We start from the raw sequence: 25458 nt of genomic DNA, 5'->3' as shown, positions 1-25458 counted from the left end.
AAAGCCTCTTTACAGAGGCTTTTTGTTATTCGTCACCTTTCTTATGATTCAATCCATACTCACGTAGCTTATTCGCAATCGCGGTATGCGAGACGCCAAGCCGTTTTGCCAGTTTGCGGGTGCTGGGGTAGCTGCGGTACAGCTGCGTCAGCACGGAGCGCTCGAAGCGGCTGGTGATATCATCCAGCGAGCCTTCCATCGCTTCTTCGCCTACCGATACCGTCCCGGCGTCGTAATCCGGCAACAGAATGTCCTGAGGGCGCAGTTCATACCCTTCCAGCTGGGTCAGCGCGCGATAAACGGCGTTTTTAAGCTGACGAATGTTGCCCGGCCAGCCGTAGCGCATTAACACCGTGCCGAGATCTGCAGACAGTTTCGGACGTGGAACACCCTGCTCGTCGGCAAAGCGGGCCACAAACAGTTCCGTTAGCGGCATGATGTCCTGCGGACAATCGCGCAGCGGTGGAATGTTCAGCGTCAGGACGTTGAGGCGGTAATAGAGATCTTCGCGGAAAATCCCCTTTTGCACCAGTTCCACCAGGTTCTTCTGGGTGGCGCAAATGACGCGCACGTCCACATGCACTTCGTGATCCTCACCGACGCGGCGGAAGGTGCCGTCGTTCAGGAAACGCAGCAGTTTAGCCTGCATACGCGGCGACATTTCGCCGATCTCGTCCAGCAGCACGGAGCCGCCGTTGGCCTGCTCGAAGAACCCTTTCTTGCCTTCCGGTGCGTGTCCAAACAGCTCGCTTTCGACGGCATCTTCTGGAATTGAAGCGCAGTTAAGCGCCAGATACGGTTTTGCCGCACGCGGGCTTGCCAGGTGCACGGCGTGCGCCAGCAGATCTTTCCCGGTACCGGTATCGCCGGTAATCAGCAGCGGCGCGGTAAGGCTGGCAAGCTTGCGCGCCTGGTCAACCACGTGGCGCATTTTCGGGCTGACGGCAATAATCTGGCTGAATGCGCCAACGTCCTGGCTGGAGAGGTTTTGCAGCTGGCGCCCCATGCGTAGCGTCGAGCGCAGCATGATCACCGCCCCGGTCAATACGCGACTATTTCCTTCTCCTTTCAGATAGACAGGTGTGATCTCCATCAGGAAATTCTGCCCGTTAATGACCACATGCTCGCTGTGCGTATTCTGCGGGTTGCTGTCCAGCCAGCGCTGGAAGTTAAAACCGGGGATCAGCTGCGCGGCGTGGTGGCTGCTGAGCTTCTCCTGGCTCTGCGCGAAAAGCTGGCAGCTCGCGTGGTTAACGCGCTCGACTTTACTTTTCAGATCCAAAGAGAGGAACGGCTCGGGCATCGCTTCAAGCAGCGCGCTCAGGGCGAGGTGCTCACGTTCGGAGGGCATCCAGGGGATGGTGCGTACATCCGTAACGCCAGCGATACGGCGGATTTCCGCCATCAGGCTGCTGAAGGTGTTAAATTCAATTTCGGCAAAATTGAGGTAAATTCGCCCGACAGGATCGATCTCAATGCCACGTAAATCAATGCTACGTAAAACAAGAAGATCGAGTAATTCGCGGGTAAGACCGAGACGGTCTTCACAGAAGACTTCAAGACGCATGGGAAATTCACCGTTTTAAGCCAATAACGTTAAAATGATATGTCAGAACTCGGTGAACCGGAAGATGGCTGTCAACAAATATTGACAGCCAGCACGATTAGTGAACAAAGCCTTAAGGAGACGGTTTTTTATTGAGCGTTTCTTTCAGCTGACCGATGAGTTCACGCCTGAAATCCCCCAGCCGCGGCTTATCGCCATCAATCCACGGCAGCGGACGGCACACCTCCATCGCTTTGATACCCAAACGCGCCGTCAGCAAGCCCGCGCCAATGCCCTGAGCTGCACGGGCTGAAAGACGCGCCGCCAGATCCTGCGACATCCAGTCCATTCCCACTTCGCGCACCAGCTCGCTCGCGCCCGCAAACGCGATATTGAGCAGGACCAGTTTGAACAGCCTGAGCCGGCTGTAGTAACCCAGCTCTATGCCGTAAAGGTTCGCGATACGGTTGATGAGGCGCAGGTTACGCCAGGCGATAAAGGCCATATCCACCAGCGCCAGCGGGCTGACGGCAATCATCAGCGTGGATTCCGCCGCCGAGCGGCTAATCTCACGCCGCGCCTGGGCATCCAGCACCGGCTGAACCATATGGGAATAGAGCGTGACTACCTCCCGGTCGTTCTGGGTTTCATGGATGGCGGCGTACCAGCGCTGGAGCGCCGGATGCGACTGATCGATACCGGCCTGGCTGGCCAGTTTTTCACAGAAGGCACGGCCTTTGCCGGTGCCGTGGCTGTGGAGGAGATCCCGCGCTTCATCGCGCTCGTGCGCGCGCTGTCGCAAACGCCAGAGGCGGCGCCACTCGGTGGCAACCGACCCGACGCCCGCCCCCACGATGAGCGCGCCCGCGGCACATCCTCCCAGCGCAACCCAGTCCTGGGTTTGCCAGGCGTTCATCGCCCACTGGACGCCCTGCCCGACCACGCTGACGCCAAACAGCGCCAGACCGGCGGTGACCATCTTGCGCCACAGGCTGCGTTTAGGACGCAGAGCGGCTTCCACGGCCGCCTCCGCCGGACCTTCCTCGACGGCGGGATCGTCCGGCAGCGCCGGGGCAAAGTTCTCCGCCTGCGCGCCGCTGAACGTCTGCGCCGTTTTAAAGGCGTCCTGACGCTCGGGCTCAAGCGTTCCGGTAAAGTCTATGCGCGGTTTTAAGGGTTCCGTCATCGCAGTTTATCTCCAATCAAAAACTCCAGCGCCGCATCCAGACGGATGTGCGGTAACGGCCGATCGACGCTCATGGTCTGAGGGCGGAAGGCTTCAAACTGGAAGCCCTGGCTCTGCCAGAAGGCCTGGCCCGGCAGCCGCGCGGGGACTTCGCCGGGATAGACGGTAAGCGGCTCGCCGTCACTGAGTCGATTCCCGCGTAATGCTGGTATTTTCTCGCCGTTAAGGTCAATCAGGCCGCTTTGGGTCGCCTGCACCGATGCGAGCCCAAGACAATCCATACTGATGCCTTCAAACGCGGCGTTTTGCCAGGCGTCCTGCACCAGCTGCTGCAGCAGAGAAACCATGTTGGCGTGCTGATCGACCGTAACGTGATCGGCTTTTGTGGCCGCAAACAGCAGCTTGTCGATCACCGGTGAGAACAGACGACGAAACAGCGTCCGCTGCCCGTAGTGGAAACTCTGCATCAGCTGCGTCAGCGCGAGGCGCATATCGTTAAATGCCTGCGGCCCGCTGTTGAGCGGCTGCAGGCAATCCACCAGCACAATCTGGCGGTCGAAACGTAAAAAGTGGTTTTTATAAAAACCTTTGACCACCTTTTCGCAGTAGTAATTGTAACGCTCGCGCAGCATGCCGGCATTCGTGTGTTTGTCGGCCTGTGCCAGCTTCGACTCGCCTGCGCCGTCCACATCCGGCCACGGGAAGAACTGCAGCGCGGGCGCGCCTGCTAAATCACCCGGCAAGACAAAACGGCCCGGCTGGATGAAGTGCAGCCCTTCCTGTTTGCACAGATGCAGATAGTCCGTCCAGGCTTCAGCAATGGTCGCCAGACGGTTTTCGTCCGCAGGTGCCAGCGGATCAAGGCCCTCGCACAGCTGTCGCCATTTCGTTGACCACTCTGCGCGTTGCCCTTGCAACAAGCCCGTCATCTGGCGGGACCAGCTGAGGTAGTCCTGCGCCAGCATCGGCAGGTCGAGCAGCCATTCGCCGGGATAATCGACGATTTCCAGATACAGGGTTGAGGTATCCTTAAAGTGACGTATCAGCGATTCATTAGAACGAAAGCGCAGCGCAAGGCGAATTTCACTGACGCCTCGCGTTGGCGTCGGCCACGCGGGCGGATCGCCGTAAAGCTGCGCCAGCCCTTCGTCGTAGGTAAAACGCGGTATGCCAAAATCACGCTGAGGGACGCGCTTAACGCCCAGCAGACGCTCCTCGCGCACGGCGCTGAGCAACGGCAGTCGCGCGCCGGCGTGCAGGTTCAGCAACTGGTTTACCATCGCGGTGATGAACGCCGTCTTACCGCTGCGGCTCAGGCCGGTAACGGCCAGACGCAGATGTCGATCAACGCCGCGGTTCACCAGTGAATTGAGTTCGTTCTTAAATCGCTTCATCGCCATCCTTCATTGCCCGGAAGCCAGGAATGTATGGCTTCAGAATACAATAAATGGGGGCAGATCGTTGATTATCAATTCTTATTTATTGCTATTGCCGTTTTCTCTCCAGTAAGATGAACGACATTGCTGTCAGTCCGGAGTGAGTAAGGTGTATGTCACCCACCATCTATGATATCGCACGGGTTGCGGGCGTATCGAAATCAACCGTTTCCCGCGTTCTGAATAAACAAACGAATATTTCCCCTGAAGCGCGAGACAAAGTGCTTAAGGCGATAGACGAATTAAATTATCAGCCCAACAAACTGGCCCGCGCCCTGACCTCTTCTGGCTTTGATGCCATTATGGTTATTTCGACCCGCTCGACAAAAACTACTGCCGGTAACCCTTTTTTCTCCGATGTTCTTCACGCCATTACGGCAAAAGCGGAAGAGGAAGGGTTTGACGTTATTTTACAAACCTCGAAAAGCAGTGAGGACGATCTGCAGAAGTGCGTGGGAAAAATAAAGCAGAAGATGATCAAAGGGATCATCATGCTGAGTTCACCCGCAAACGAATCTTTTTTCACCACGCTGGACGAATACGGTGTGCCCGTGGTGGTTATTGGAAAAGTAGAAGGTAAGTTCCAGAATATTTATTCTGTTGATACGGACAATTTTCACGACAGCGCTATTCTGGTCGATTCGTTTATTAAACATGGGCGAACAAAAATTGCCTGTCTGCATGCCCCGCTCGATTATCACGTTTCTATCGATCGCCTTGCGGGTTATAAATCCAGCCTTGAGAAGCAGGGTATCGCCATAAACCCGGACTGGGTCATTGATGGCGGATATACCCATGAAAGCGCGCTACAGGCAGCCTGCAAATTACTCTCGTCTGACAACCCGCCCAATGCCGTTTTTGCTACTGACAGTATGAAATTGTTGGGTCTTTATCGTGCTGCGGATGAGTTAAATCTGATGGTTCCCGAGCAGGTTGTTATGGCAGGCTACAGCGATCCGATGCTGTCTCTCGTTTTAACCCCTGCGCCAGGCGGGTTTGATATTCCGACGAGAAAGCTCGGCGAAGAGAGCTGCAACGTGTTGTTTAAGCGTATTGCGGGTAAACCTGCGCCGCATAAGATTTTGGTTGATACGCATTTTTCGGATGCGGCGTCCTTGCGCTAATAACCAGGGGCAATCGCCCCTGGTAAATCATGATCAGAACGCGTAGTTCACGCCGACACCCGCGTAGTGGAAGCGATCGCTCTCACCTTCGTCATGGTTTTCCCATTCGTAGGCATATTCCAGCGTCATGGATAAACCGTTGTTAAAATCATAGGCGTACAGCATACCCAGACGGTTGAAATCATGTCCTTCACGCGTCGGATCGTCCTGCCAGTCCCAGTTTGACCAGCGATCGAGTCCCAGACGGGTATATGGCGTTAACGTCGTCTGGCCTAACGAAATCGGCAGGTAGGCACGAATTTCCTGGGTAGAAAACTCGCCGTTATTACGTGAGCTGTCCATATTGAAGCCGCGCTCTAAATAATAATTTACTTTCGCAGAGAACGTTTCGTTGATGGTCCAGGTAAAACCGGTTTCGGTCTCGACGCGGCTGTCAGAATAACCGGTTTTATCGAGATCGTTGGCAAACTGATACATGGCAAACCAGCCGCCAAAGCGCCAGTCGTCGGTTAATTTAATATCCCAGTCAGGCTGAACTTTATAGCGCTGCATATTAGCGCTGCCGTCTTTGGCGCCGTGTTCATCTTTAAAGTGATAACCATAATTGCGGAAGCCACCGGTCAGACCGAACGTAAAATCATCGGTGCCGATAAAGCGATAGCGCAATTCAAATTCCGGGCGATCGAAATAGGTGCCACGCGTCATGCTGCTATAATCAACCGGCCCTTCCTGATACATTGCCAGAGAGATTGTCCAGGCATCCCATGTTGCATTAAACCATACGGAGGGTTCATATAATCCATCTTTATCGTCGCTCTGACCTTCGACGTTTTCAATTTCATACATGGCACCGATATTAAACGCCCACTGCTTTGCGGGTTCTGTTGCTTGCGCACAGCTAACCCCTGCGCACAGAACGAGCGCAGCACTTCTTAGTAGAGTACTCATTAAATATTCCCTTTATAATTAACAAACAAAAAAACCGGAAATTTGCATTTCCGGCAAACACCTTTCTTATCTAATAGCCGCTTCGGTATCGGCGTCGAAGAAATGGCACTTATTCATATCGAACTGAATTCCGATAGTATCTCCGGCTACGTAGTCATTGGCCGCGCCTGCGCGGACAACCAGTTCATGTCCGCCCACGGTGGCATAAAGCATAAATTCGGCACCGGTAAGCTCAGCGACGCTGACTTTCGCCGCGATATCTTCTCCGCTGCTCTGCAGGGTAAGAATGTCTTCCGGACGGATCCCGAAGACGACCGCTTTACGCTGGTAACCTTGCGCATTCAACTCGGCTAGCTTGTCCTCAGGGATCTCCAGACGCAGCGTTTCCGTTACGAAATAGCGATCGTCGATAGCGCCACGAATGAAGTTCATTGCCGGTGAGCCGATGAACCCTGCGACAAACATATTGGCCGGCTCGTTGTATACCTGCTTCGGCGCACCCACCTGCTGAATGATGCCGTCTTTCAGGATCACGATGCGAGTCGCCATCGTCATGGCTTCCGTCTGGTCGTGCGTAACATAGATCATGGTGGTGTTAAGCTTCTGGTGAAGCTTGCTGATTTCGGCACGCATCTGCACGCGAAGCTTGGCATCGAGGTTGGATAACGGCTCATCCATCAGGAAGACGCCCGCTTCGCGCACGATCGCCCTGCCCAGCGCCACACGCTGGCGCTGACCACCCGATAAAGCGCCAGGTTTACGCTTCAGGTATTCGCGTAACCCTAAAATCTGCGCCGCCCAGTTCACGCGTTCTTCAATCACCGCGGGCGCTATTTTTTGCATTTTCAGGCCAAACGCCATGTTGTCGTAGACCGTCATATGCGGATAAAGCGCATAGTTCTGGAATACCATCGCGATATCACGTGATTTGGCAGGCACGTCATTCATGCACACGCCGTCGATAATCAGTTCACCCGCGCTGATCTCCTCAAGACCGGCAATCATTCGCAGCGTCGTGGATTTACCGCAGCCCGAGGGACCGACGAAAACAATAAACTCTTTGTCTTCAATTTCGAGGTTGAAATCCTTAACCACATGGACCTGGTTATCATAGATTTTCTGAATATGTTTCAGAGAAAGTTGAGCCATAATTTATTCCTTATCAATACGCCCGGGACGCCCAGAATTCTGTCAGGCATTTCCAGGTCAGTTCCCGCGTTGAATGAAGTTGTAATCCCGCATGGTTAAGGCCAGGCCCAATCCCGACCGACAGCATTCCTGCGGCGTTGATTGCTTCAACACCCGCAGCGGCATCTTCAATGCCAATCGCCTCTGCAGGACGCACGTTCAGCCCCGCACAGGCCGCAAGGAAGATCTCCGGGTCCGGCTTTGAACGGCAAATGCGGGAAGCATCAGCGCAAAAATCGAAGGCCTGATGAATGCCCAGCGCGTGCAAAATCCCTGGGGCATTGAGCGATACGGATGCCAGCCCAATCTTGACCTTCGCGGCACGGATCTCCGCCAGCACGTCGCGGATCCCCGGTAGAAGAGAATCCTGCGTCAGTGATGCCAGCGACTGGACGTAAAGCGCATTTTTTTTCGTCGCAAGCGCCAGGCACTGCTCCTCGCTAAACATCCCCTCTTTTCCGCCGTGCTTCAGAATGCGCTGGAGGGAATCCATGCGGCTTATCCCCTTGAGCTGTTCGTTAAACACTTCGTCGAAGGTAATGCCAATTTCCTCCGCCACGGCACGCCAGGCCAGAAAGTGGAGATGCGCGGTATCGGTGATCACACCGTCCAAATCGAATACAACAGCCTTAAGCGTCATGGCGCCCCTCCGTGGTAGCGGTCCCAGATGCGGATACAGAAAAGTCCTTATAGGTGCAAACTTTTCGCTCCGATACATGCATCGTTTTGCCCCACAGCGTCAGCGTGGCAGGCGCCGTGGTTTCAATGGTTAACACCTCGTTCTCATACGTGAAGTGCATTGCTGCGTTCCGCCACCGCAGCGGGAAAGCGAGTTTCTGCCAGTGAGCAGGCAGTTTTGGCGCGAGATGCAGTTCCCCTTCAATGATTTGCAGGCCAGCAAATCCCTGAATTGCGCCAGACCAGATCGCACCGGTTGCCGCAGCATGAATGCCCTCATCGCTGCTGTGCGGATCCTCGCCCAAATCAATGGCGATGCCATCGCGCCAGAAGGCATAGGCCCCCTGCGTGTCACCGCAGCGCGCGAGCACAATCCCGTGAATGGCCTTGCTCAGGGACGAATCATGGATCGTGCGTGGCTCATAGAACGCCAGATTGGCGGCGCATTGCTGTGGCGTAAACCGTTCTGGCAGCAGGTAGTTAAGCATCACCACATCGGCCTGCTTAAGGATCTGCATCTCGTTCACTTCCGCGCGGGAATAATCGAGCAGAATCGTCTGTTTACCCGCTTTGGCTTTGTAGCGGCTCAGATCGATGGCAGGTTTTGCCATGAAGGTATCATCCTGCGGGATCACACCGTCTGCATCGGCCTCCGGTAGCCATAAGCGCGCCAGGAACTGCGCGGCATTCTCCGTAAAACGCTCATCCTCACGCCCAAACATCGCCATAAACTGGCGCGCGCAGGCAACGTTGTGCCAGGCCAGATAGTTGGTGTAAGCGTTGTTGTTCACGTGCTCGGTGTATTCGTCCGGTCCGATCACATCATGGATTTCCAGACGACCATTGACGTCCGTTGCGCGTCCCATCCAGAACAAAGCCGTTTCCATCAGCAGCGTCAGGCCTTCGTTACGCATAAAGGCGTCATCATGCGTCGCCTGCCAGTACGCAACGACGGCCCAGGCAATATCAGCCACGATGTGATGCTCAGCAAGTGCGGAAGCCACCTTCTGGCGTACCCCGGTGCGGATGTTGATTGCCGCGAACTCCGGCGTCTCTTCCTCTCCGCTTGCGGCGCTTTCCCATGGGAACAACGCGCCCGGCCAGCCGTTACGACGGGCTTTTTCCCGTGCGCCAGCCAGATTAAGCCAGCGATAGCGCAGCAGGCTGCGGGCAACCTGCGGGCGGGTAAATAGATGGAAAGGCAGCAGGAAAATTTCGGTATCCCAGAAGACGTGGCCCTTGTAACCCTCCCCCGTCAGCCCTTTCGCGGCGATACTGCTTCGCTCATCATGGGCAGGTGTCATGGTGGTCAGATGCCAGACGGCGTAATCCAGCGCCATCTGATCCTGTTGCTCTGCGGAAGTCACTTCCACCCGGGCATCACGCCAGACCTCTTTCCAGGCATACGCTGAGCTTTCAAGCAATGCGTCGTAACCTCTTGCGGCAGAAACTTTGAGATCGGCCAGCGCGTTGCGCGCAAAAGACTCCTGTGACAGCGCTTTATCGCTGCGATGCGTCACCCAGACGATCTTTTCAAGCGTGACAGTGTCACCCTGAGCAATGGTCAGTGAATGATGTACGCTGAGACGCCGATTTTTGGCGGTGAAACAGCTGTCACTTTTCGAGGAGAGTTGGCAAAACGCCGAAACAACAACCTCCGACGCCCGGTCCTGCGTTTCATACACCCCCTGCATATAGTGTTGATCAAAGACCCTGACCGAGATTTCATCCAGATGCTGTCTGCCGCTGTTCGTTTGCGTCGCATCAATGCCGGTTTTCAGCACGGCCTGCGCGGAGGCATCAAGGGGGGTGATTGCGAGCTGCATAGCCACTAATGGCAACTGATCCAGCGACACAAAACGACGACTCTCCAGCCGATAGCGCTTGCCGTCGGGCGAACGCCAGACAACGTTACGATGCAGTTCGCCGTTAGCGAAGGCCAGCTCGCGCTGCCACTCAAGAATTTCCCCAGCCAGGAGGGTGAAATTGACGCCGTCCAGCTCTACATCAATACCGGTGATTTCCGGCAGATTGACCAGCTCGGTGGTCTCGTTGCGCCCCGCGCGATGATACAGCCCAGCGAGATACATGCCTCTGGTCTGCTGGGTGTACTCTTCTTCATGCGCGGCGCGAATGCCCATGTAGCCATTGCCGCATGCCATGATGGAGGCGTATTTATTCAGGCTGTGTGGACAAAAGCCCGGATCGGTTAATACAGAGACGTTCAGCATAGTGTTACGCTTTCCCCTGTTTCTGCGGATTCATAAAGCGCGCCAACAAGCTGCTGAATTACCAGTCCCTGTTCTGCATCGGCAATCATCACGGGCTCTCCCAGCACGTGACGTACAAAGGCATTCATGCTGCGCAGATGGCGCTGATCGTCCGCCTCTTCGCGCTGGGTAAGGGTTTCTAAAACACCGGCTTCGTCGTTGTAGATGTGCGCCGGGAACAGCGTTGCACCCGCCTTTTCACCGCAGAAAGAGACGTTCATGATTGACTGCTCGCGAATGTTAAGCGCAAAGGAGGTGTCCAGACGCAAAATGCCGCCGTTGCAGAATTCAATCGTGCCAAATAGCGCATCTTCCACGGTAAATTGCGCAGGATCCCACTCGCCAAACTGACCGGTGCTTTTACGGTTTCCCAGCCTCTGGAAGCTGTGCGCAGTCACCCGTTTTACCGCCGGGAAACCCAGGACATACATTGCGGCGTCGAGCATATGAATGCCGATATCAATAAGCGGTCCACCGCCCTGTAGCGATTTGTTGGTAAAAACGCCCCACCCCGGCACACCACAACGACGCAGCGCCTGCGCTGAGGTAAAGTAAACCTCACCGAGCGTTCCGTTCATTACCGCATCGCGCAGGAGTTGGGTATCCAGGGCAAAGCGATGGTGAAAATCATAGGCCAGGACTTTTCCTGCCTTGCGCGCCGCGATGCGCATCTCATCAGCCTGCTGCGGCGTCATCGCCGGGGGCTTTTCACACATCACATGGCAACCCGCCTCGAGCGCCGCCATCACATGTTCAAAATGGAACCGGTTGGGCGAACAGACGCTCACCACATCCGGTTTTACTGCCTGCAACATCTCGTGAGCGTCCTGCCATGCCGATGGAATAGCATAACGTTCCGCGAACGCCTGTGCCTGCTCAAGGCGGCTGTCCATGACAGCCACCATTTGAACATCACTGCGCGTGGCGTAATACGAGGCATGCACTTTGTCCGCGACCTGCCCGGCGCCAATAATGGCGACGCGCAGAGGCGAAGGTGTAGAAGCACTCATCACGCTCGCCATCCTTAGCATTCACGCAAATAAGTGAGAGAGTCCTGATAAGCCTTAGCCGGATCCTCGGCGCGAACACGGCATTCATACACCACGTATCCCTGATAGTTATCGGTACGCAGCTGATCGAACAGGCTGGCGAAATCGAGGCTGCCGCTGCCCGGCTGATAGCGGTGGTTATCTGCAATGTGAACATGACCCAGCAGATCGCGGTTCTGATGCAGCGCGTCCGTCAGTGAGTCTTCTTCAATGTTCATGTGATAGAAATCACCGATGATCTGCACGTGCTTCAGGCCGTTCTCTTCGATATAACGACGCGCGTCTGCCAGGGTGTTGATCATATGATCCTGGTAGCGGTTCAGCGGCTCCAGGTAGACGGTGGTGCCGGTGCGCGCGGCCACCTCATCCAGCCAGCGCAGCGAGGCGCTTACGGCTTTGCGGTCACCGTCCAGGCTACGTGGAGAGGTCATTGGCGGCAGACGGAAGGTAAACATGCCCCAGGCCGCAGGCACGATAATGCCCTTTCCGCCCACTTCTGCCAGCGCTTCCAGAATGCGTTCGATCTGCTGTAATCCGTTCAGACGGCGTTCTTCGATGAAATCACCGATCCAGCCATCGTACCCGCCACATGCAGTCGTCACCGGCAGGCCCGTGGCTTTGATTGCGGCTTTCACTTCGTCGAGATTTTCCACCAGCAGACGGCCGTCAATTTCGTAGCCATCAAAACCCATCGCTTTGATGTACTCGAATTTTTCCATGATGTTGGTCGGGAAAAAGGCCTGGTTTTGTGTTGCGATCTTCATGATTTGCTGTCCTTAGCTTAAAAAGTGACGCCCATTTTGATACTGAGTTCCGGATGCTGATCGACATACTTCATATAGCTTTCCGGGCTGGTGGTGAAGGTCACGACCGGGTCGATCAGATCTTCACAGTTCAGATAACCGTTAATCAGCAATTCCCAGCAGGTCTCTTCGATACGCTTGCGGCTCCAGCGCGGATAGTCCGGGTTCGGTTCACTGCAGGCGCGGGAGAAGACAATCTTAGCGTTGTTAAAGTGTGCTTCGCGGCCCAGGTTGAAGCCTGCCGCAAACGGTTTGGCGAAGGCCACGTAGGAGATGGTGCCGCCGTAGGCGAGCCCGCGCAGCGCGGACTGCAGCGCATCCGCAAAGCCGCTGGTTTCTATGATCACGTCCGCGCCCTGCTTGCCGGTCAGCTTTTTAATTTCCAGACCGACATCGGTACCGATTGGATTCAGGCAGTGGTCCGCGCCGTGACGGCGAGCGATCTCACAGCGGTGTTCAATCGGATCAACGCCGATAACCACTGACGCACCGGCTTTTTTCGCCAGCTGAATCGCAATCTGTCCGATGGCTCCCAGACCGACCACGACAACAAAGTCACCCACACGGACGTTGGCATCTCGCACGCCACTCATGGCGAACTGCGCCGGATCGTAGCAAACGGCATTCTTCCAGGACGCGCCCTGCGGCATTTTACGCAGCTTATAGTTGTTTACCGCGTTAACGATGACCGTCTCCTGCAGCGGGCCGTAGCAGCAGACGCTGTCGCCGATCTGGTATTCCGTTACGTCTGCACCGCATTCAATAATGTCGCCAACGATCATGTTGCCCAGCTGGAACTTACCGAATTCGATACCGCGCGCAGCACCCTCTTCACGCGGCGTGAACATCTGCCACTCTGCGTTGAACTCTTCATCAATAAACGGGCTTGCCGCGCGGAAATCCACGACTTCCGTTCCGTGCTTCGGGGCGCCAAAGCGGGCGCGAATTTTCACTTCATGTGTTTCCACAGCACGGTCTTCATACTCCACCAGCGCCGCTACGCGTGGCGCTGTCGCAACTAACTTCTTCATAACTTGCTCCTGATAAAAAATTGGCCGCCTTAGCCCTTGACGCCACCGGCGGTCAAACCACTTTTAATAAAACGTTCAGAGAGTGCGTACATGATGACCACCGGAAGCGCCGTCACCAGCGATGCCGCCATCATGCGACCCCAGATATAATCTGGCGTACTAAAGAGCGTGTTCAGCCCGACCGGCAGGGTAAAGTTGCTGGCGCTGGACAGGAAAATGGAGGCAAACAGGTAGTCGTTCCATGCCACCATGAAGCAGTAAACAAACACCGACACGAGACCGGAAATGGCCAGCGGCACGGTAATGCGGAAGATGATTTGCAGGCGGTTCAGACCATCCATCATCGCGGCCTCTTCTATTTCGTCCGGAATGGTGTCGAAATAGCTGCGCAGCATGAATACCGCCGTAGGCAACGTCTGGGTCACCATGGTGATGATCAGCGCCAGTTCAGTGTCGTAAATGCCGAGCGCGGTGATGATTTTGAACAGCGGCACCACCAGCAGAATCCCGGAGAACATATAGACGGTGTAGAAGCTCGCGTTGATCGTCGCGCGTCCTTTAAAACGTAGCTTGGACAAGGCGTAAGCGCCCAGCGTGCCGAGAAACACCGCAATTACCGATGACGTCAGCGACACCACCATGCTGTTGCGGAAGTAATCCACGAACGGGAAAATTAGCGGGTTAAAGATGTCAACGTAATGCTGAAGCGTCCACGCCTGCGGCAAAATAGTCGGATTCAGCGATATGGCCTCTTTCGCGCTCTTGAATGACGTCATCAGCATCACGAAGAACGGGAACAGCGTGATAATCAGAAATACCGCCAGCCCCAGATAGAAACCAATACGGCCCAGTATGCGTTTATTTGTTGCCATTGAGGTTTACCCTTTTTCTGGTCAGCAGAATGACGGCGAAGATGATCACAAACAGCACAACAGAAATGGCGGCTGCTTTGCCCAGATCGTTGAATGCAAAGGCAGTTTTATAGAGATACACGCCCAGAATATCGACCTTCGTGGTCAGCAGATAAACATCCGCAAACATGTAGAACATCCAGATGGTTCGCAGCGTCACCACCGTTGCCAGTACAGGCATGATGGCGGGCAACGTGACGATACGGAAACGCTGCCAGGCGTTGGCTCCGTCCATCTCTGCCGCTTCATACAGCGATTTATCAATGGTCTGCAAAATTGCCAGGAATGAGATAAAGGCATACGGGAAGTAGCGCCAGATGGCGAACAGCACCACCAGCACGAAGCTGCTGCCAGGGTTGTCGAACCAGAGCGGCGCCTGGTCATACAGATGCAGCAGATCGACGCCCAGATAGTTCACAATGCCGTAGCCGTTGTTGAACATGTATTTCCAGGCAAATACCAGGGAAATAGAGGGTGTCACGTAGGATAAAATCACCAGCGAACGCGCCGTCTTCCGGAGACGAAACTCACGGTTAAAGAAGATGGCGACGGCAAGACCCAGCCCGGTGCTGCCGAGCACGACCAGCGCCGTATACCAGAACGTCATCCACAGCGAGTGCCAGAACGCAGCATCCCCCAGAATGCGGATGTAGTTATCCAGGCCAACAAACACCGCATCAATACGCGGGTTAAGCGGCAGACGTAAGAAACTGATTTCAATATTGGAAATCATTGGCCAGGCCACCAGGCCCCCCAGCAAAATCAGGCTGGGGGCCAACAGCAGCATGGCGAAAGGCATATCTGAACGACCAGAAAACAACGTCTTCATAATTTCCTTCCGCAGAGCGCTCCTATCGTTGTGAAATCAGGTCAGTCAGTCGCGTCTGGCTCTTGCTAAGCGTTGCGCTGAGATCTTGTTTACCCACGGTGACGTTATGCACCATGGAGCTGATAATGCCGGACCCTGTCACATCGCCCATGCGCGTGAAGTTTTTGTCGCCGACAGCACCAAACACCTGTACGTTCGGGAATTGGGCGATCAGTTCATAAGGCAGTTGCCCAAACGCTTTAATCACCTCGTTGTTTTTCCAGGTATCCGTTCCTACGACCAGCGTGTTCACCGGCAGCGCCGCGCCCGGCGACATCATGACCCAGTCGGTTGCGTTTTGAGCCTGCTCCATCCACGTCACAAACTTTTCAGCCGCTTGCGTTTCTTCTTCGGTTTGTCCGCTGGTGATCGTCAACGAGGTGACCATGCCATAAACGGCAGAGGACTTTTCTGTCGGGACAACGAAGCCAAGGTTGGCAGGGTTACCATCCTGGAATACCGCTGGCAGGATGTAGGTGGAATAGACGGCCATCGGTGCAGAACCGTTCATGAAGGCATCTTTGATCTCCATGACGTCGTTCGAGCCCGGCATGGTGGTCGCGGCCAGCGCTTTATAGAACGCCAGTGCTTTCGCCATTTCAGGGGTGTCAATTTCAACGTTTCCGTTGGCATCAAAAACGTTCGCGCCGCCGGAAAGCGCAAACTGGGAGAACGCCTGCTCGGTCATGACGCTTTCCGCGGTGGGCAGCGCAATACCGTAATGTTTGTTGGCCGGGTCGTTAAGCTTCTGGCTGGCTTTAAGCAGCTGTTCCCAGTTATGCGGTTCCTGAATACCCGCAGCGGCAAGCACATCTTTGTGATACCAGACGCCGGACAGCCAGGCGCTCATCGGCACCCCTGTCCAGGCTGTGCCGTCTTCAGTACGCACAACGCGCAGGATCCCGTCATAGAAGGTCTTTTCGCCTACCGCTTCAATGGCTTCACCGATAGCCTTGCGATCCAGCAGTTGTTCCTTATCCATGACTTTCGCGTAATCATGGCTGACTTCAATCACTTCAGGCAGCGCGCCCGTTCTGGCGAGCGTAATCACTTTGGTGTTGTAGGCATCTTCTTCCACCGGCACCTGCTTCACCGTAATGCCGGGGTTTTCTTTCTCGAATTTTTCGATCAGTTTCGTAATAACCGCCTGGCGCTCCTGCTCTACTGACGAGTGCATGAACTCAATGGTCACAGCAGACGCTTTATCATCTTTACAGCCTGATAACAGGGCGCACGAAACCAGTGCTGATAACAGCACAATTTTGGGCATTTTCATTTTAGGGTCCTTTTTAGTTTTCTTTAATCCACATAACCTGCCATGGATTGAGGGTCAGCTCTTTACCGCTAACAGCTTGTCCTGATAGTAATTCCATACCAGTAAGCGTGTCCCCATAAACGGTATGAACGTTATTACTAAAATTAAACAGGGCTGTAATTCTCTCACCGTTTTCAGCCACGCGAACAATTTTAAGAATTTGTTCATCCAGTGATTCAAAAAATGCCTGGGCATCAGGGTGAAACGCACTTTCCCCACGACGAATCGCAATAAACTCGCTTAAACGGGAATAAATTTTATGACGAATGCTATTTTTATTATTAAGTTCGAGATCAACCTGACCGGCGGTATATTTCTTGCGGTTTATCGCGCGATTATAGCCGAGGCGCTCGACCCCTTCATAATCGTTACGGGAGCCAAGAATACTTTGAATATACACGGCAGGTACACCCGGGAAACTTAACAGCACCGCATGCGCCAGAATAAAGCGCGCAATGCGTTCATCATCTGAACTGTTTTGCGCGCTTAACGCGTCAAGATAGGTCACATTGATTTCGTAAGGGCTTCTCGTTCCGTCAGGATTATTTTTCCAGTTGACCAGCGCCCCTTCCTGCTGAAGTTTCTCAACCAGTGCGAGGATTTCAGACTCCGGCAGAATGCCGCGCAGTGGGTTCAGACCGATACCGTCATGAGACGCCAGGAAATTGAACCAGGTCGTTTTTGTTGAAGGCAGCGCCAGCGATCCCGCCCACTGACAGAGAGCGTTAACATCCTGACGGTGCACTGCATGCAGCACCAGCGGCGGCAAGGAGAACTGGTAGACCATCTGAGCTTCATTTTCACCGTCACCGAAATAAGAGATATTGTCCTTATGCGGAACGTTCGTCTCAGTAATGATTACGGTACCCGGCGCCACGGCCTCGGTAATAGCACGGAAAAGCTGGATAAGGCAGTGAGTCTGTTCCAGATGGATACAGCTTGTTCCAGGGATCTTCCACATAAATCCGACGGCGTCCAGACGGATATAACGCGCCCCTTCCGCCAGGTAATGGAGCAGCACATCAACCATCGCAATCAGCACCTGAGGCGAGGCGAAGTTGAGATCGATCTGGTCATCGCTGAAGGTGGTCCAAAGATGACGCACGCTGCCATCATGCAGCGTAAACGGCGTCAGCAACGGTAATGCGCGAGGACGCGTCACCGCAGATAAATCAGTTTCAGGATCGACAGCAATAAAGAAATCTTCGTAGCCAGGTTTCTGCGCAAGATAATTAGCAAACCATTCACTTTTTGCTGACATATGGTTGCAGACGAAATCAAACATTAAGCTGGCAGACTGTTTTAAATCAGCAACGTCTTGCCAGGTCCCGGTTTCAGGCGCAACGTTGTGGTAATCAATAACGGAAAATCCGTCATCAGAGGACCACGGATAAAAAGGTAAAAGGTGGACATGGGAAAACGTGCGAGCAAGCCACTCATTATAAAAGCGGGTAAATACCGGCAACGCTTTCTCCCCTTTCGCGGAGAACTGATCGGCGTAGGTGATCAGAACAACGTCTTTTTCATCCCAGCCTGATTTACGCTTTTCTGTAATATCAACAGCAGCTTGTTCAAGCTTTGTTAATAACACTTTAAAATGTGCTTCAGAAAATGATTCACCGTAAATATGATTGATAAGTTTTTTAATTTTTGCGTTCACATTATTTTCCATGGTAGCGGTCCCACGAAGGGCAATCTACTCCCCTGAAAAATATCTGTCAACGAACCGGGAGGCTGAAAAACGCAATTACAAAGCAGCTCTGTGCAGTAATGTGAGCTGCCGCAAAGAAAGTGAGGGAAAGGGATGAAATGTCGTTAGCCCTTCCGGGGAGAGAAAGGGCTAACGCGAGCGTGAATTATCGGGATAAGTAACGGCGTGACAGCCGCTTTGCCGCTTTTTGCAACAGAGGTTCAAGCGCCACGGCCAGCAACATTCTGACCGGCTTGCGGGCAACAGATTTGATCGCCCAGCCCGCCACACCTGCCGGGCCGTAACGTAACGCCGTCATCAGAACCAGTTTACCTGCGATTTTCAGGCCGGGTTTTACCTTCTGACCGGCCTGTTGCCAGTTTTTCTTCATGTATATTCTCTCTTAAAGCTGACGAAAACGACTTCTCAGCGTAAAGGTATCGGATGTGACATAGCGTTCCATTTCACGTAACCGCTTCTCCCCTTCAGCCAGCCGATCGTCAACCGCATTGAGAAGATCGTTACTGGTAGGCGCGCCTTCCGCAGCCAGTTCGCCTTCCGGCATCGGGTCAAGTACAAACGACAGCACGATGTAGGCCACGAAAGTGATAAACGCCAGGCCGAAAAATATCGACAGCACCGTGACCACACGAACCAGCTTTACCGGAACGTCGAGATAATGGGCCAGCCCGGCGCAAACGCCGCGCACCATGCCCTGCTGTGGAATTCGCCACAATTTTTTGTTCAGATTCAGTCCTGACATTAACGGTCCCTCCAGTTAGGATGTTCTGCATCCAGGATTGCTTCCAGCGCCTGAATGCGATCGCGCATCTTGTTAGCCTGGTCGGTAAGCTGCGCAAGACGTTGTTGTTCACTCTGGGATAAATCGTTCCCTGAAGAACGGTTGCTGTAGTGCAGCCATAGCCAAATCGGCAAAACAAACAGCACGAAAATCGTCAGGGGGATGGCCAGGAAAAGCGCGCTCATGTGTACTCCTTGTCGTCGGATGCTTAGCGGCACGCTCAGGTGCCGCAACATTATTATTGGTTATCTTGCTTCATTTTGGCTTTCAATGCCGCCAGCTGCTCGCTGATTTCATCGTCCGCTTTCAGATCGGCAAACTGTTGATCCAGCGACTTTTGCTTACCGATGCCGTGGCTCTCTGCTTCCGCTTCCATCTGGTCGATACGACGCTCGAATGACTCAAAACGCGCCATGGCCTCATCCAGCTTGCCACTGTCCAGCTGACGACGCACGTCGCGGGAAGAGCTTGCCGCCTGATGACGCAGGGTCAGCGCCTGCTGACGCGCGCGGGTTTCGCTCAGTTTATTTTCGAGCTCACCAATCTCTTTTTTCATGCGGGTGAGCGTGTCTTCCACCAGCGTGACTTCATGCTCCAGCGTAGCGATCATGTCCGCCAGCTTCTGCTTTTCAATTAACGCTGCGCGAGCAAGATCTTCTTTATCTTTGCGCAGGGCGAGTTCCGCCTTTTCCTGCCATTCATTGAGCTGAGCGGTGGCCTGCTCAATACGGCGCGTTAACTGTTTTTTCTCAGCCAGCGCACGGGCGGAGGTAGAACGCACTTCAACCAGCGTGTCTTCCATCTCCTGAATCATCAGGCGCACCAGCTTCTGCGGATCTTCTGCTTTCTCCAGCAGTGAGTTGATGTTGGCGTTCACGATGTCGGCAAAACGAGAAAAAATACCCATAATCAAATCCTCATAGTTCTGTTATCGGGCTATGCCCTGCTGTACTGATAATACAATTTCCGTGCCAGTTTTTTTATCTTATTGATTTTACACGATGTGATTGATTTTTATTCATCACAGAACTATGCTGACCTGGTGAATATCGCTAAGGAGTGGTTAATTTCATCATGGCTCAATACAAAGATAACTTACTCGGCGAAGCCAACAGCTTTCTTGAGGTGCTGGAACAGGTTTCTCGCCTTGCGCCGCTCAACAAACCGGTGCTGATTATCGGCGAGCGCGGCACGGGTAAGGAACTGATTGCCAACCGTCTGCACTATTTATCCGGACGCTGGGACGGCCCCTTCATTTCTCTAAACTGTGCGGCGCTGAATGAAAACCTGCTCGACACCGAGCTGTTCGGCCACGAGGCGGGCGCGTTTACCGGCGCTCAGAAGCGCCATCCGGGACGTTTTGAGCGCGCCGACGGCGGCACCCTGTTCCTTGATGAACTCGCCACCGCGCCGATGCTGGTGCAGGAAAAGCTGCTACGCGTGATTGAGTATGGTGAACTGGAGCGCGTCGGCGGCAGCCAGCCGCTGCAGGTTAACGTGCGCCTGGTCTGCGCCACCAACGCCAATCTGCCGGATATGGTCGCGGAGGAGAAATTCCGTGCCGATCTGCTTGACCGCCTGGCCTTTGACGTCGTTCAGCTTCCGCCCCTGCGCGACAGGAGAAGCGACATCATGCTGCTTGCTCAACAATTTGCAATTCAGATGTGCCGCGAGCTCGGTCTACCTCTTTTCCCCGGCTTCAGCGATCATGCGCGGGAGACGCTTCTGGCCTACCGCTGGCCGGGAAATATCCGCGAACTGAAGAACGTTGTGGAGCGTTCTGTTTACCGCCACGGCAGCAGCGAAACGGAGCTGGACAATATCATTATCGATCCTTTTCAGCGCAATGCGCCGCCGGTTTCCTCCCCATCATCATCAGGCGATACTCCCGCGCTGCCCCTTGATTTGCGCCAGTTCCAGCACGAGCAGGAGCAACAGCTGCTGGAGCAAAGCCTGAAGGCGGCGAAATATAACCAGAAACGCGCGGCCGAACTCCTGGGCCTGACCTACCATCAGTTACGGGCATTGCTTAAAAAACATCAAATGCGCTGACAATATCGGCACTTACCCGCAGACATTTTTACGAAGCAGGCGTAAGTGCGATACACTTTGCAGATCGAACCTAAAAACCTTAAAAATTATGCGTCTGGTTTTATCGTCCTTTTTTGCACTCGGTCTGTTCAGCGGCCTGGCGTTTGCTGCGCCCGGGCAGTCTACGCAGCCTGACATTCGTGACAGCGGCTTCGTCTATTGCGTAAGTGGCCAGGTGGACACCTTCAACCCGCAAAAAGCGGGCAGCGGCCTGATTGTGGATACGCTCGCCGCGCAGCTTTACGACCGTCTGCTTGATGTCGACCCGTACACCTATCGCCTGGTGCCTGAACTTGCGGAAAGCTGGGAAGTCCTGGATAACGGTGCAACCTACCGTTTTCGCCTGCGCGATGATGTCGCGTTTCAGCGTACGCCGTGGTTTACCCCTACGCGCAAGCTGAACGCGGATGACGTGGTCTTCACCTTCCAGCGTATCTTTAACCGTAACCACCCGTGGCATAACGTTAACGGGGATAATTTCCCCTATTTCGACAGCCTGCAGTTTGCCGACACCGTTAAAAGCGTGCGCAAGCTGGACAGCCGGACGGTTGAATTTACGCTGACGCGCCCGGATGCCTCCTTCCTCTGGCACCTGGCGACCCACTATGCGTCCGTTATGTCCGCCGAATACGCGGCGAAGCTGACGAAAAAAGATCGTCAGGAGCTGCTCGACCGCCAGCCGGTCGGTACCGGTCCATTCCAGTTGGCCGAATACCGCGCGGGGCAATATATTCGCCTGCAGCGCCACGAACATTTCTGGCGCGGTACGCCGCTGATGCCGCAGGTGGTGGTCGATCTCGGGTCTGGCGGAACGGGACGGCTCTCGAAACTGCTCACCGGGGAATGCGACGTGCTCGCCTGGCCCGCTGCCAGCCAGCTCACCATTTTGCGCGACGATCCGCGTCTGCGTCTGACGTTACGCCCGGGGATGAACATCGCTTATCTGGCCTTTAACACCGATAAGCCGCCGCTTAACAACCCTGCCGTACGTCACGCTCTGGCGCTGGCGATCAACAACCAGCGTCTGATGCAGTCGATCTACTACGGCACGGCGGAAACCGCCGCCTCAATTTTACCGCGCGCCTCGTGGGCCTACGACGGTGAGGCTAAAATTACGGAATACAATCCGGCAAAAGCGCGTGAACAACTGAAAGTGCTGGGCGCGGAAAACCTGACGCTCCAGCTTTGGGTGCCCACCAGCTCCCAGGCGTGGAACCCGAGCCCGCTGAAAACCGCTGAACTGCTGCAGGCGGATATGGCGCAAGTGGGCGTCAAGGTGATCATCGTACCGGTTGAGGGCCGTTTCCAGGAGGCGCGCCTGATGGATATGAATCACGACCTCACCCTGACAGGCTGGGCTACCGACAGTAACGATCCGGACAGCTTCTTCCGGCCGCTGCTGAGCTGTGCTGCGATAAATTCGCAGACCAACTACGCCCACTGGTGTAACCGGGAGTTCGACGCCGTGCTGCAAAAAGCGCTCTCTTCCCAACAGCTGGCCTCGCGCATTGACGCTTACGATGAAGCGCAAAAGATACTCGCTCAGGAACTGCCGGTGCTTCCGCTGGCCTCTTCCCTGCGCCTTCAGGCCTACCGCTATGATATTAAAGGCCTGGTGCTGAGCCCGTTCGGCAACGCCTCGTTCGCCGGCGTATCGCGTGAAAAAGAACAAGAGGTGAAAAAACCATGATTATTTTTACCTTGCGTCGGCTCCTTTTACTGCTGGTGACGCTCTTTTTCCTGAACTTTGTCGGCTTCAGCCTGAGCTATTTCACGCCGCATGCCCCGCTACAGGGCTCATCGCTGTGGGATGCCTGGCTGTTCTGGTTTAACGGTCTGCTGCACTGGGATTTCGGCGTGTCGAGCATCAACGGGCAGCTTATCTCCGAGCAGCTGAAAGAGGTATTCCCGGCCACGATGGAGCTGTGCATTCTGGCCTTCGGCTTTGCCCTGATGGTAGGTATTCCCGTGGGCATGCTGGCCGGGATCTACCGCAACAAATGGCAGGATAAGTTTATCAGCGCCCTTGCCCTGCTCGGCTTCTCTATCCCGGTATTCTGGCTGGCGCTGCTGCTGACGCTGTTCTTCTCGCTGACGATGGGTTGGCTACCAGTCTCTGGCCGTTTTGACCTGCTCTATACGGTTAAAACGGTAACGGGTTTTGCCATCATTGACGCCTGGCTGTCCGATTCCGTCTGGCGCCATGAGATGATCGTCAGCGCCCTGCGTCATATGGTACTGCCGGTGCTGACGCTGGCGGTTGCGCCGACAACCGAGGTGATCCGCCTGATGCGCCTGAGCACCATCGAGGTGTTTGAGCAGAACTATGTCAAAGCTGCCGCCACGCGCGGATTGTCGCGCCTGACCATACTGCGCCGCAACGTCCTGCACAACGCTCTGCCGCCGGTAATTCCGCGCCTGGGGCTGCAGTTTTCCACCATGCTTACGCTGGCCATGATCACCGAGATGGTCTTTAGCTGGCCCGGGCTGGGACGCTGGCTGATTAACGCCATCCGTCAGCAGGATTATGCTGCTATCTCAGCGGGTGTGATGGTGATTGGTTCGCTGGTCATTATTGTTAACGTGTTGTCCGATATTTTGGGTGCGATGGCTAACCCATTGAAGCATAAGGAATGGTATGCCTTACGATAACGTTTACAGTGAAAAGCGCACGCCCGGTGCGCTGCGTACCGTGTGGCGAAAGTTCTATGGTGACACCACGGCAATGATCGGCCTTTATGGCTGCGCCGGTCTGGTATTGCTTTGCCTCTTTGGTTCGTGGTTTGCGCCTTATGGCATCGATCAGCAGTTCCTTGGCTATCAGCTGCTACCGCCTTCCTGGTCACGCTACGGCGAAGTCTCATTCTTCCTCGGCACTGACGATCTCGGACGCGACGTATTGAGCCGTCTGTTAAGCGGGGCTGCCCCGACGGTGGGCGGCGCGTTTGTCGTGACGCTCGCGGCGACGCTCTGTGGACTGGCTCTCGGTATTTTCGCGGGCTCCACGCACGGCCTGCGCTCGGCGGTGCTGAACCACATTCTGGACACGCTGCTGTCGATTCCGTCTCTGCTGCTGGCAATCATTGTGGTTGCCTTTGCCGGTCCGCATCTGTCGCATGCCATGTTCGCCGTCTGGCTGGCTATCCTCCCCCGCATCGTGCGCTCGGTTTACAGCATGGTGCATGACGAGCTGGAAAAAGAGTATGTCGTTGCGGCCCGTCTGGACGGCGCGACGACCTTCAATATTTTGTGGTTTGCCGTTCTGCCAAACATCGCCGCCGGGCTGGTCACCGAGATCACCCGTGCGCTGTCGATGGCGATCCTGGACATCGCTGCGCTCGGGTTCCTCGACCTCGGCGCGCAGCTGCCGTCCCCTGAATGGGGTGCGATGCTCGGTGACGCGCTGGAATTGATCTACGTGGCGCCGTGGACGGTTATGCTGCCGGGGGCGGCGATTATGGTAAGCGTGTTGCTGATCAACCTGCTGGGCGATGGTATTCGCCGTGCAATTAACGCGGGGGTGCAATAATGCCGCTTCTTGATATTCGCAACCTCACCATTGAATTCAAAACCGGTGAAGGCTGGGTTAAAGCTGTCGATCGCATCAGCATTACTCTCGCCGAGGGCGAGATTCGCGGGCTGGTGGGTGAATCTGGTTCGGGAAAAAGCCTGATCGCCAAAGCGATCTGCGGCGTGGCGAAAGACAACTGGCGCGTGACCGCCGACCGCATGCGGTTCGACGATATAGACCTGCTGCGCCTCTCTCCGCGCGAGCGTCGCAAGCTGGTCGGCCATAACGTCTCGATGATTTTCCAGGAGCCACAGTCCTGCCTCGATCCGTCCGAGCGCGTAGGCAAACAGCTGATGCAGAATATTCCCGGCTGGACCTATAAAGGCCGCTGGTGGCAGCGTTTCGGCTGGCGCAAGCGCCGCGCCATTGAGCTATTACACCGCGTCGGGATCAAAGACCATAAAGACGCGATGCGCAGCTTCCCGTATGAGCTGACCGACGGTGAATGCCAGAAGGTGATGATTGCCATCGCCCTGGCTAATCAGCCGCGTTTACTGATTGCGGATGAACCCACCAACGCGATGGAGCCGACCACCCAGGCACAAATTTTCCGCCTGCTGTCGCGCCTGAACCAGAACAATAACACCACCATTTTGCTGATCAGCCATGACCTGCAAATGCTCAGCAAATGGGCGGATAAAATTGACGTGATGTACTGCGGGCAAACGGTCGAAACTGCCCCGAGTGAGGAGCTGATCGCCGCGCCGCACCATCCATATACGCAGGCGCTTATCCGCGCCATTCCTGATTTTGGCAGCGCCATGCCGCACAAGAGCCGTCTGAATACCCTGCCCGGAGCGATTCCGCTGCTGGAATCGTTGCCGATAGGCTGTCGTCTGGGGCCGCGTTGTCCGTATGCTCAGCGTAAATGTATCGAAACGCCGCGCCTGACCGGCGCCAAAAATCATCTTTACGCCTGTCATTTCCCGCTGAACATGGAGAGAGAGTGAA

The 25458-nt window shown here is 54.9% G+C and carries 24 protein-coding genes; 6 read left to right on the top strand and 18 right to left on the bottom strand.

The genetic code is table 11. From position 1 onward, the window contains the following. Nucleotides 1-25 precede the first annotated feature (25 nt). The 3 genes from tyrR to INF77_RS13515 form a co-directional block, all read right to left on the bottom strand. On the bottom strand, nucleotides 26-1567 hold the full coding sequence (tyrR, locus tag INF77_RS13525; protein WP_028013361.1) for a transcriptional regulator TyrR: 1542 nt from the start codon (nucleotides 1565-1567) through the stop codon (nucleotides 26-28). Between the two features lie 112 nt (nucleotides 1568-1679). After that, nucleotides 1680-2732, bottom strand: coding sequence for a YcjF family protein (locus INF77_RS13520; protein ID WP_193067232.1), 1053 nt, complete (start codon nucleotides 2730-2732; stop codon nucleotides 1680-1682). Further along, the gene (locus INF77_RS13515; protein ID WP_063437898.1) at nucleotides 2729-4126 is read right to left on the bottom strand and encodes a YcjX family protein; all 1398 of its coding nucleotides are present in this window, start codon (nucleotides 4124-4126) and stop codon (nucleotides 2729-2731) included. Before INF77_RS13515 ends, INF77_RS13520 begins: the two co-directional genes overlap by 4 nt. A gap of 155 nt (nucleotides 4127-4281) precedes the next feature. Here INF77_RS13515 and INF77_RS13510 point away from each other — a divergent pair, with 155 nt between their 5' ends. Continuing rightward, on the top strand, nucleotides 4282-5292 hold the full coding sequence (locus tag INF77_RS13510; RefSeq protein WP_041909694.1) for a LacI family DNA-binding transcriptional regulator: 1011 nt from the start codon (nucleotides 4282-4284) through the stop codon (nucleotides 5290-5292). A 33-nt stretch (nucleotides 5293-5325) separates the two neighbouring features. Here the strand turns inward: INF77_RS13510 and INF77_RS13505 are convergent, their stop codons facing one another. The 15 genes from INF77_RS13505 to pspA form a co-directional block, all read right to left on the bottom strand. Then, entirely contained in the window at nucleotides 5326-6240 is a 915-nt protein-coding gene (locus tag INF77_RS13505; RefSeq protein WP_028013365.1) for an OmpG family monomeric porin, read from the bottom strand. A 66-nt stretch (nucleotides 6241-6306) separates the two neighbouring features. Continuing rightward, entirely contained in the window at nucleotides 6307-7389 is a 1083-nt protein-coding gene (locus INF77_RS13500) for an ABC transporter ATP-binding protein (protein ID WP_041909689.1), read from the bottom strand. A gap of 13 nt (nucleotides 7390-7402) precedes the next feature. Then, nucleotides 7403-8068 carry a beta-phosphoglucomutase gene (gene pgmB, locus INF77_RS13495; protein ID WP_045260648.1) on the bottom strand — a complete coding sequence of 222 codons (666 nt, stop codon included), beginning with the start codon at nucleotides 8066-8068 and terminating at the stop codon, nucleotides 7403-7405. Next, nucleotides 8058-10337, bottom strand: coding sequence for a glycoside hydrolase family 65 protein (locus tag INF77_RS13490; protein ID WP_193532748.1), 2280 nt, complete (start codon nucleotides 10335-10337; stop codon nucleotides 8058-8060). Before INF77_RS13490 ends, pgmB begins: the two co-directional genes overlap by 11 nt. After that, entirely contained in the window at nucleotides 10331-11389 is a 1059-nt protein-coding gene (locus INF77_RS13485) for a Gfo/Idh/MocA family protein (protein WP_193532749.1), read from the bottom strand. Before INF77_RS13485 ends, INF77_RS13490 begins: the two co-directional genes overlap by 7 nt. Nucleotides 11390-11400: 11 nt before the next feature. After that, nucleotides 11401-12189: a sugar phosphate isomerase/epimerase gene (locus INF77_RS13480; RefSeq protein WP_063437894.1), complete on the bottom strand. Its 789-nt coding sequence runs from the start codon at nucleotides 12187-12189 to the stop codon at nucleotides 11401-11403. A 17-nt stretch (nucleotides 12190-12206) separates the two neighbouring features. Then, nucleotides 12207-13259, bottom strand: a complete 1053-nt coding sequence (locus INF77_RS13475; protein WP_193532750.1) for a zinc-binding alcohol dehydrogenase — start codon at nucleotides 13257-13259, stop codon at nucleotides 12207-12209. Nucleotides 13260-13288: 29 nt separating this feature from the next. Then, complete coding sequence (locus INF77_RS13470) at nucleotides 13289-14131, bottom strand: carbohydrate ABC transporter permease (protein WP_028013372.1); 843 nt, start codon at nucleotides 14129-14131, stop codon at nucleotides 13289-13291. Further along, on the bottom strand, nucleotides 14118-14999 hold the full coding sequence (locus tag INF77_RS13465) for a carbohydrate ABC transporter permease (RefSeq protein ID WP_028013373.1): 882 nt from the start codon (nucleotides 14997-14999) through the stop codon (nucleotides 14118-14120). Before INF77_RS13465 ends, INF77_RS13470 begins: the two co-directional genes overlap by 14 nt. A gap of 22 nt (nucleotides 15000-15021) precedes the next feature. After that, a complete protein-coding gene (locus INF77_RS13460) occupies nucleotides 15022-16314 on the bottom strand; it encodes an ABC transporter substrate-binding protein (protein ID WP_047368688.1) in 1293 nt (430 codons plus the stop codon). A gap of 13 nt (nucleotides 16315-16327) precedes the next feature. Beyond that, a complete protein-coding gene (locus INF77_RS13455) occupies nucleotides 16328-18025 on the bottom strand; it encodes a sugar phosphorylase (RefSeq protein WP_028013375.1) in 1698 nt (565 codons plus the stop codon). Nucleotides 18026-18209: 184 nt separating this feature from the next. After that, nucleotides 18210-18434 carry a phage shock protein PspD gene (gene pspD / locus INF77_RS13450; RefSeq protein WP_028013376.1) on the bottom strand — a complete coding sequence of 75 codons (225 nt, stop codon included), beginning with the start codon at nucleotides 18432-18434 and terminating at the stop codon, nucleotides 18210-18212. Between the two features lie 12 nt (nucleotides 18435-18446). Further along, nucleotides 18447-18806: an envelope stress response membrane protein PspC gene (gene pspC / locus INF77_RS13445; RefSeq protein WP_028013377.1), complete on the bottom strand. Its 360-nt coding sequence runs from the start codon at nucleotides 18804-18806 to the stop codon at nucleotides 18447-18449. Beyond that, nucleotides 18806-19030: an envelope stress response membrane protein PspB gene (pspB, locus tag INF77_RS13440; protein WP_028013378.1), complete on the bottom strand. Its 225-nt coding sequence runs from the start codon at nucleotides 19028-19030 to the stop codon at nucleotides 18806-18808. The genes pspC and pspB overlap by 1 nt, the downstream gene beginning before the upstream one ends. Nucleotides 19031-19083: 53 nt before the next feature. Continuing rightward, on the bottom strand, nucleotides 19084-19752 hold the full coding sequence (gene pspA / locus INF77_RS13435; RefSeq protein ID WP_028013379.1) for a phage shock protein PspA: 669 nt from the start codon (nucleotides 19750-19752) through the stop codon (nucleotides 19084-19086). A 152-nt stretch (nucleotides 19753-19904) separates the two neighbouring features. Here pspA and pspF point away from each other — a divergent pair, with 152 nt between their 5' ends. From pspF to sapD, 5 genes are all read left to right on the top strand, one after another. Beyond that, nucleotides 19905-20897: a phage shock protein operon transcriptional activator gene (pspF, locus tag INF77_RS13430; RefSeq protein WP_162269366.1), complete on the top strand. Its 993-nt coding sequence runs from the start codon at nucleotides 19905-19907 to the stop codon at nucleotides 20895-20897. Nucleotides 20898-20985: 88 nt separating this feature from the next. Beyond that, on the top strand, nucleotides 20986-22626 hold the full coding sequence (sapA, locus tag INF77_RS13425; protein WP_049138259.1) for an ABC transporter substrate-binding protein SapA: 1641 nt from the start codon (nucleotides 20986-20988) through the stop codon (nucleotides 22624-22626). Next, nucleotides 22623-23588, top strand: coding sequence for a putrescine export ABC transporter permease SapB (sapB, locus tag INF77_RS13420; RefSeq protein ID WP_041909670.1), 966 nt, complete (start codon nucleotides 22623-22625; stop codon nucleotides 23586-23588). Before sapA ends, sapB begins: the two co-directional genes overlap by 4 nt. Next, nucleotides 23575-24465: a putrescine export ABC transporter permease SapC gene (gene sapC / locus INF77_RS13415; protein WP_028013383.1), complete on the top strand. Its 891-nt coding sequence runs from the start codon at nucleotides 23575-23577 to the stop codon at nucleotides 24463-24465. The genes sapB and sapC overlap by 14 nt, the downstream gene beginning before the upstream one ends. After that, complete coding sequence (gene sapD / locus INF77_RS13410; protein ID WP_028013384.1) at nucleotides 24465-25457, top strand: putrescine export ABC transporter ATP-binding protein SapD; 993 nt, start codon at nucleotides 24465-24467, stop codon at nucleotides 25455-25457. Before sapC ends, sapD begins: the two co-directional genes overlap by 1 nt. The last annotated feature ends 1 nt before the right edge of the window (nucleotide 25458 follow it).

The sequence above is a fragment of the Enterobacter cloacae complex sp. P1B genome (assembly GCF_014982345.1).
GTDB classification, from domain to species: Bacteria; Pseudomonadota; Gammaproteobacteria; order Enterobacterales; family Enterobacteriaceae; genus Enterobacter; species Enterobacter bugandensis.
This window is presented reverse-complemented; position numbering and strand designations above follow the sequence as displayed.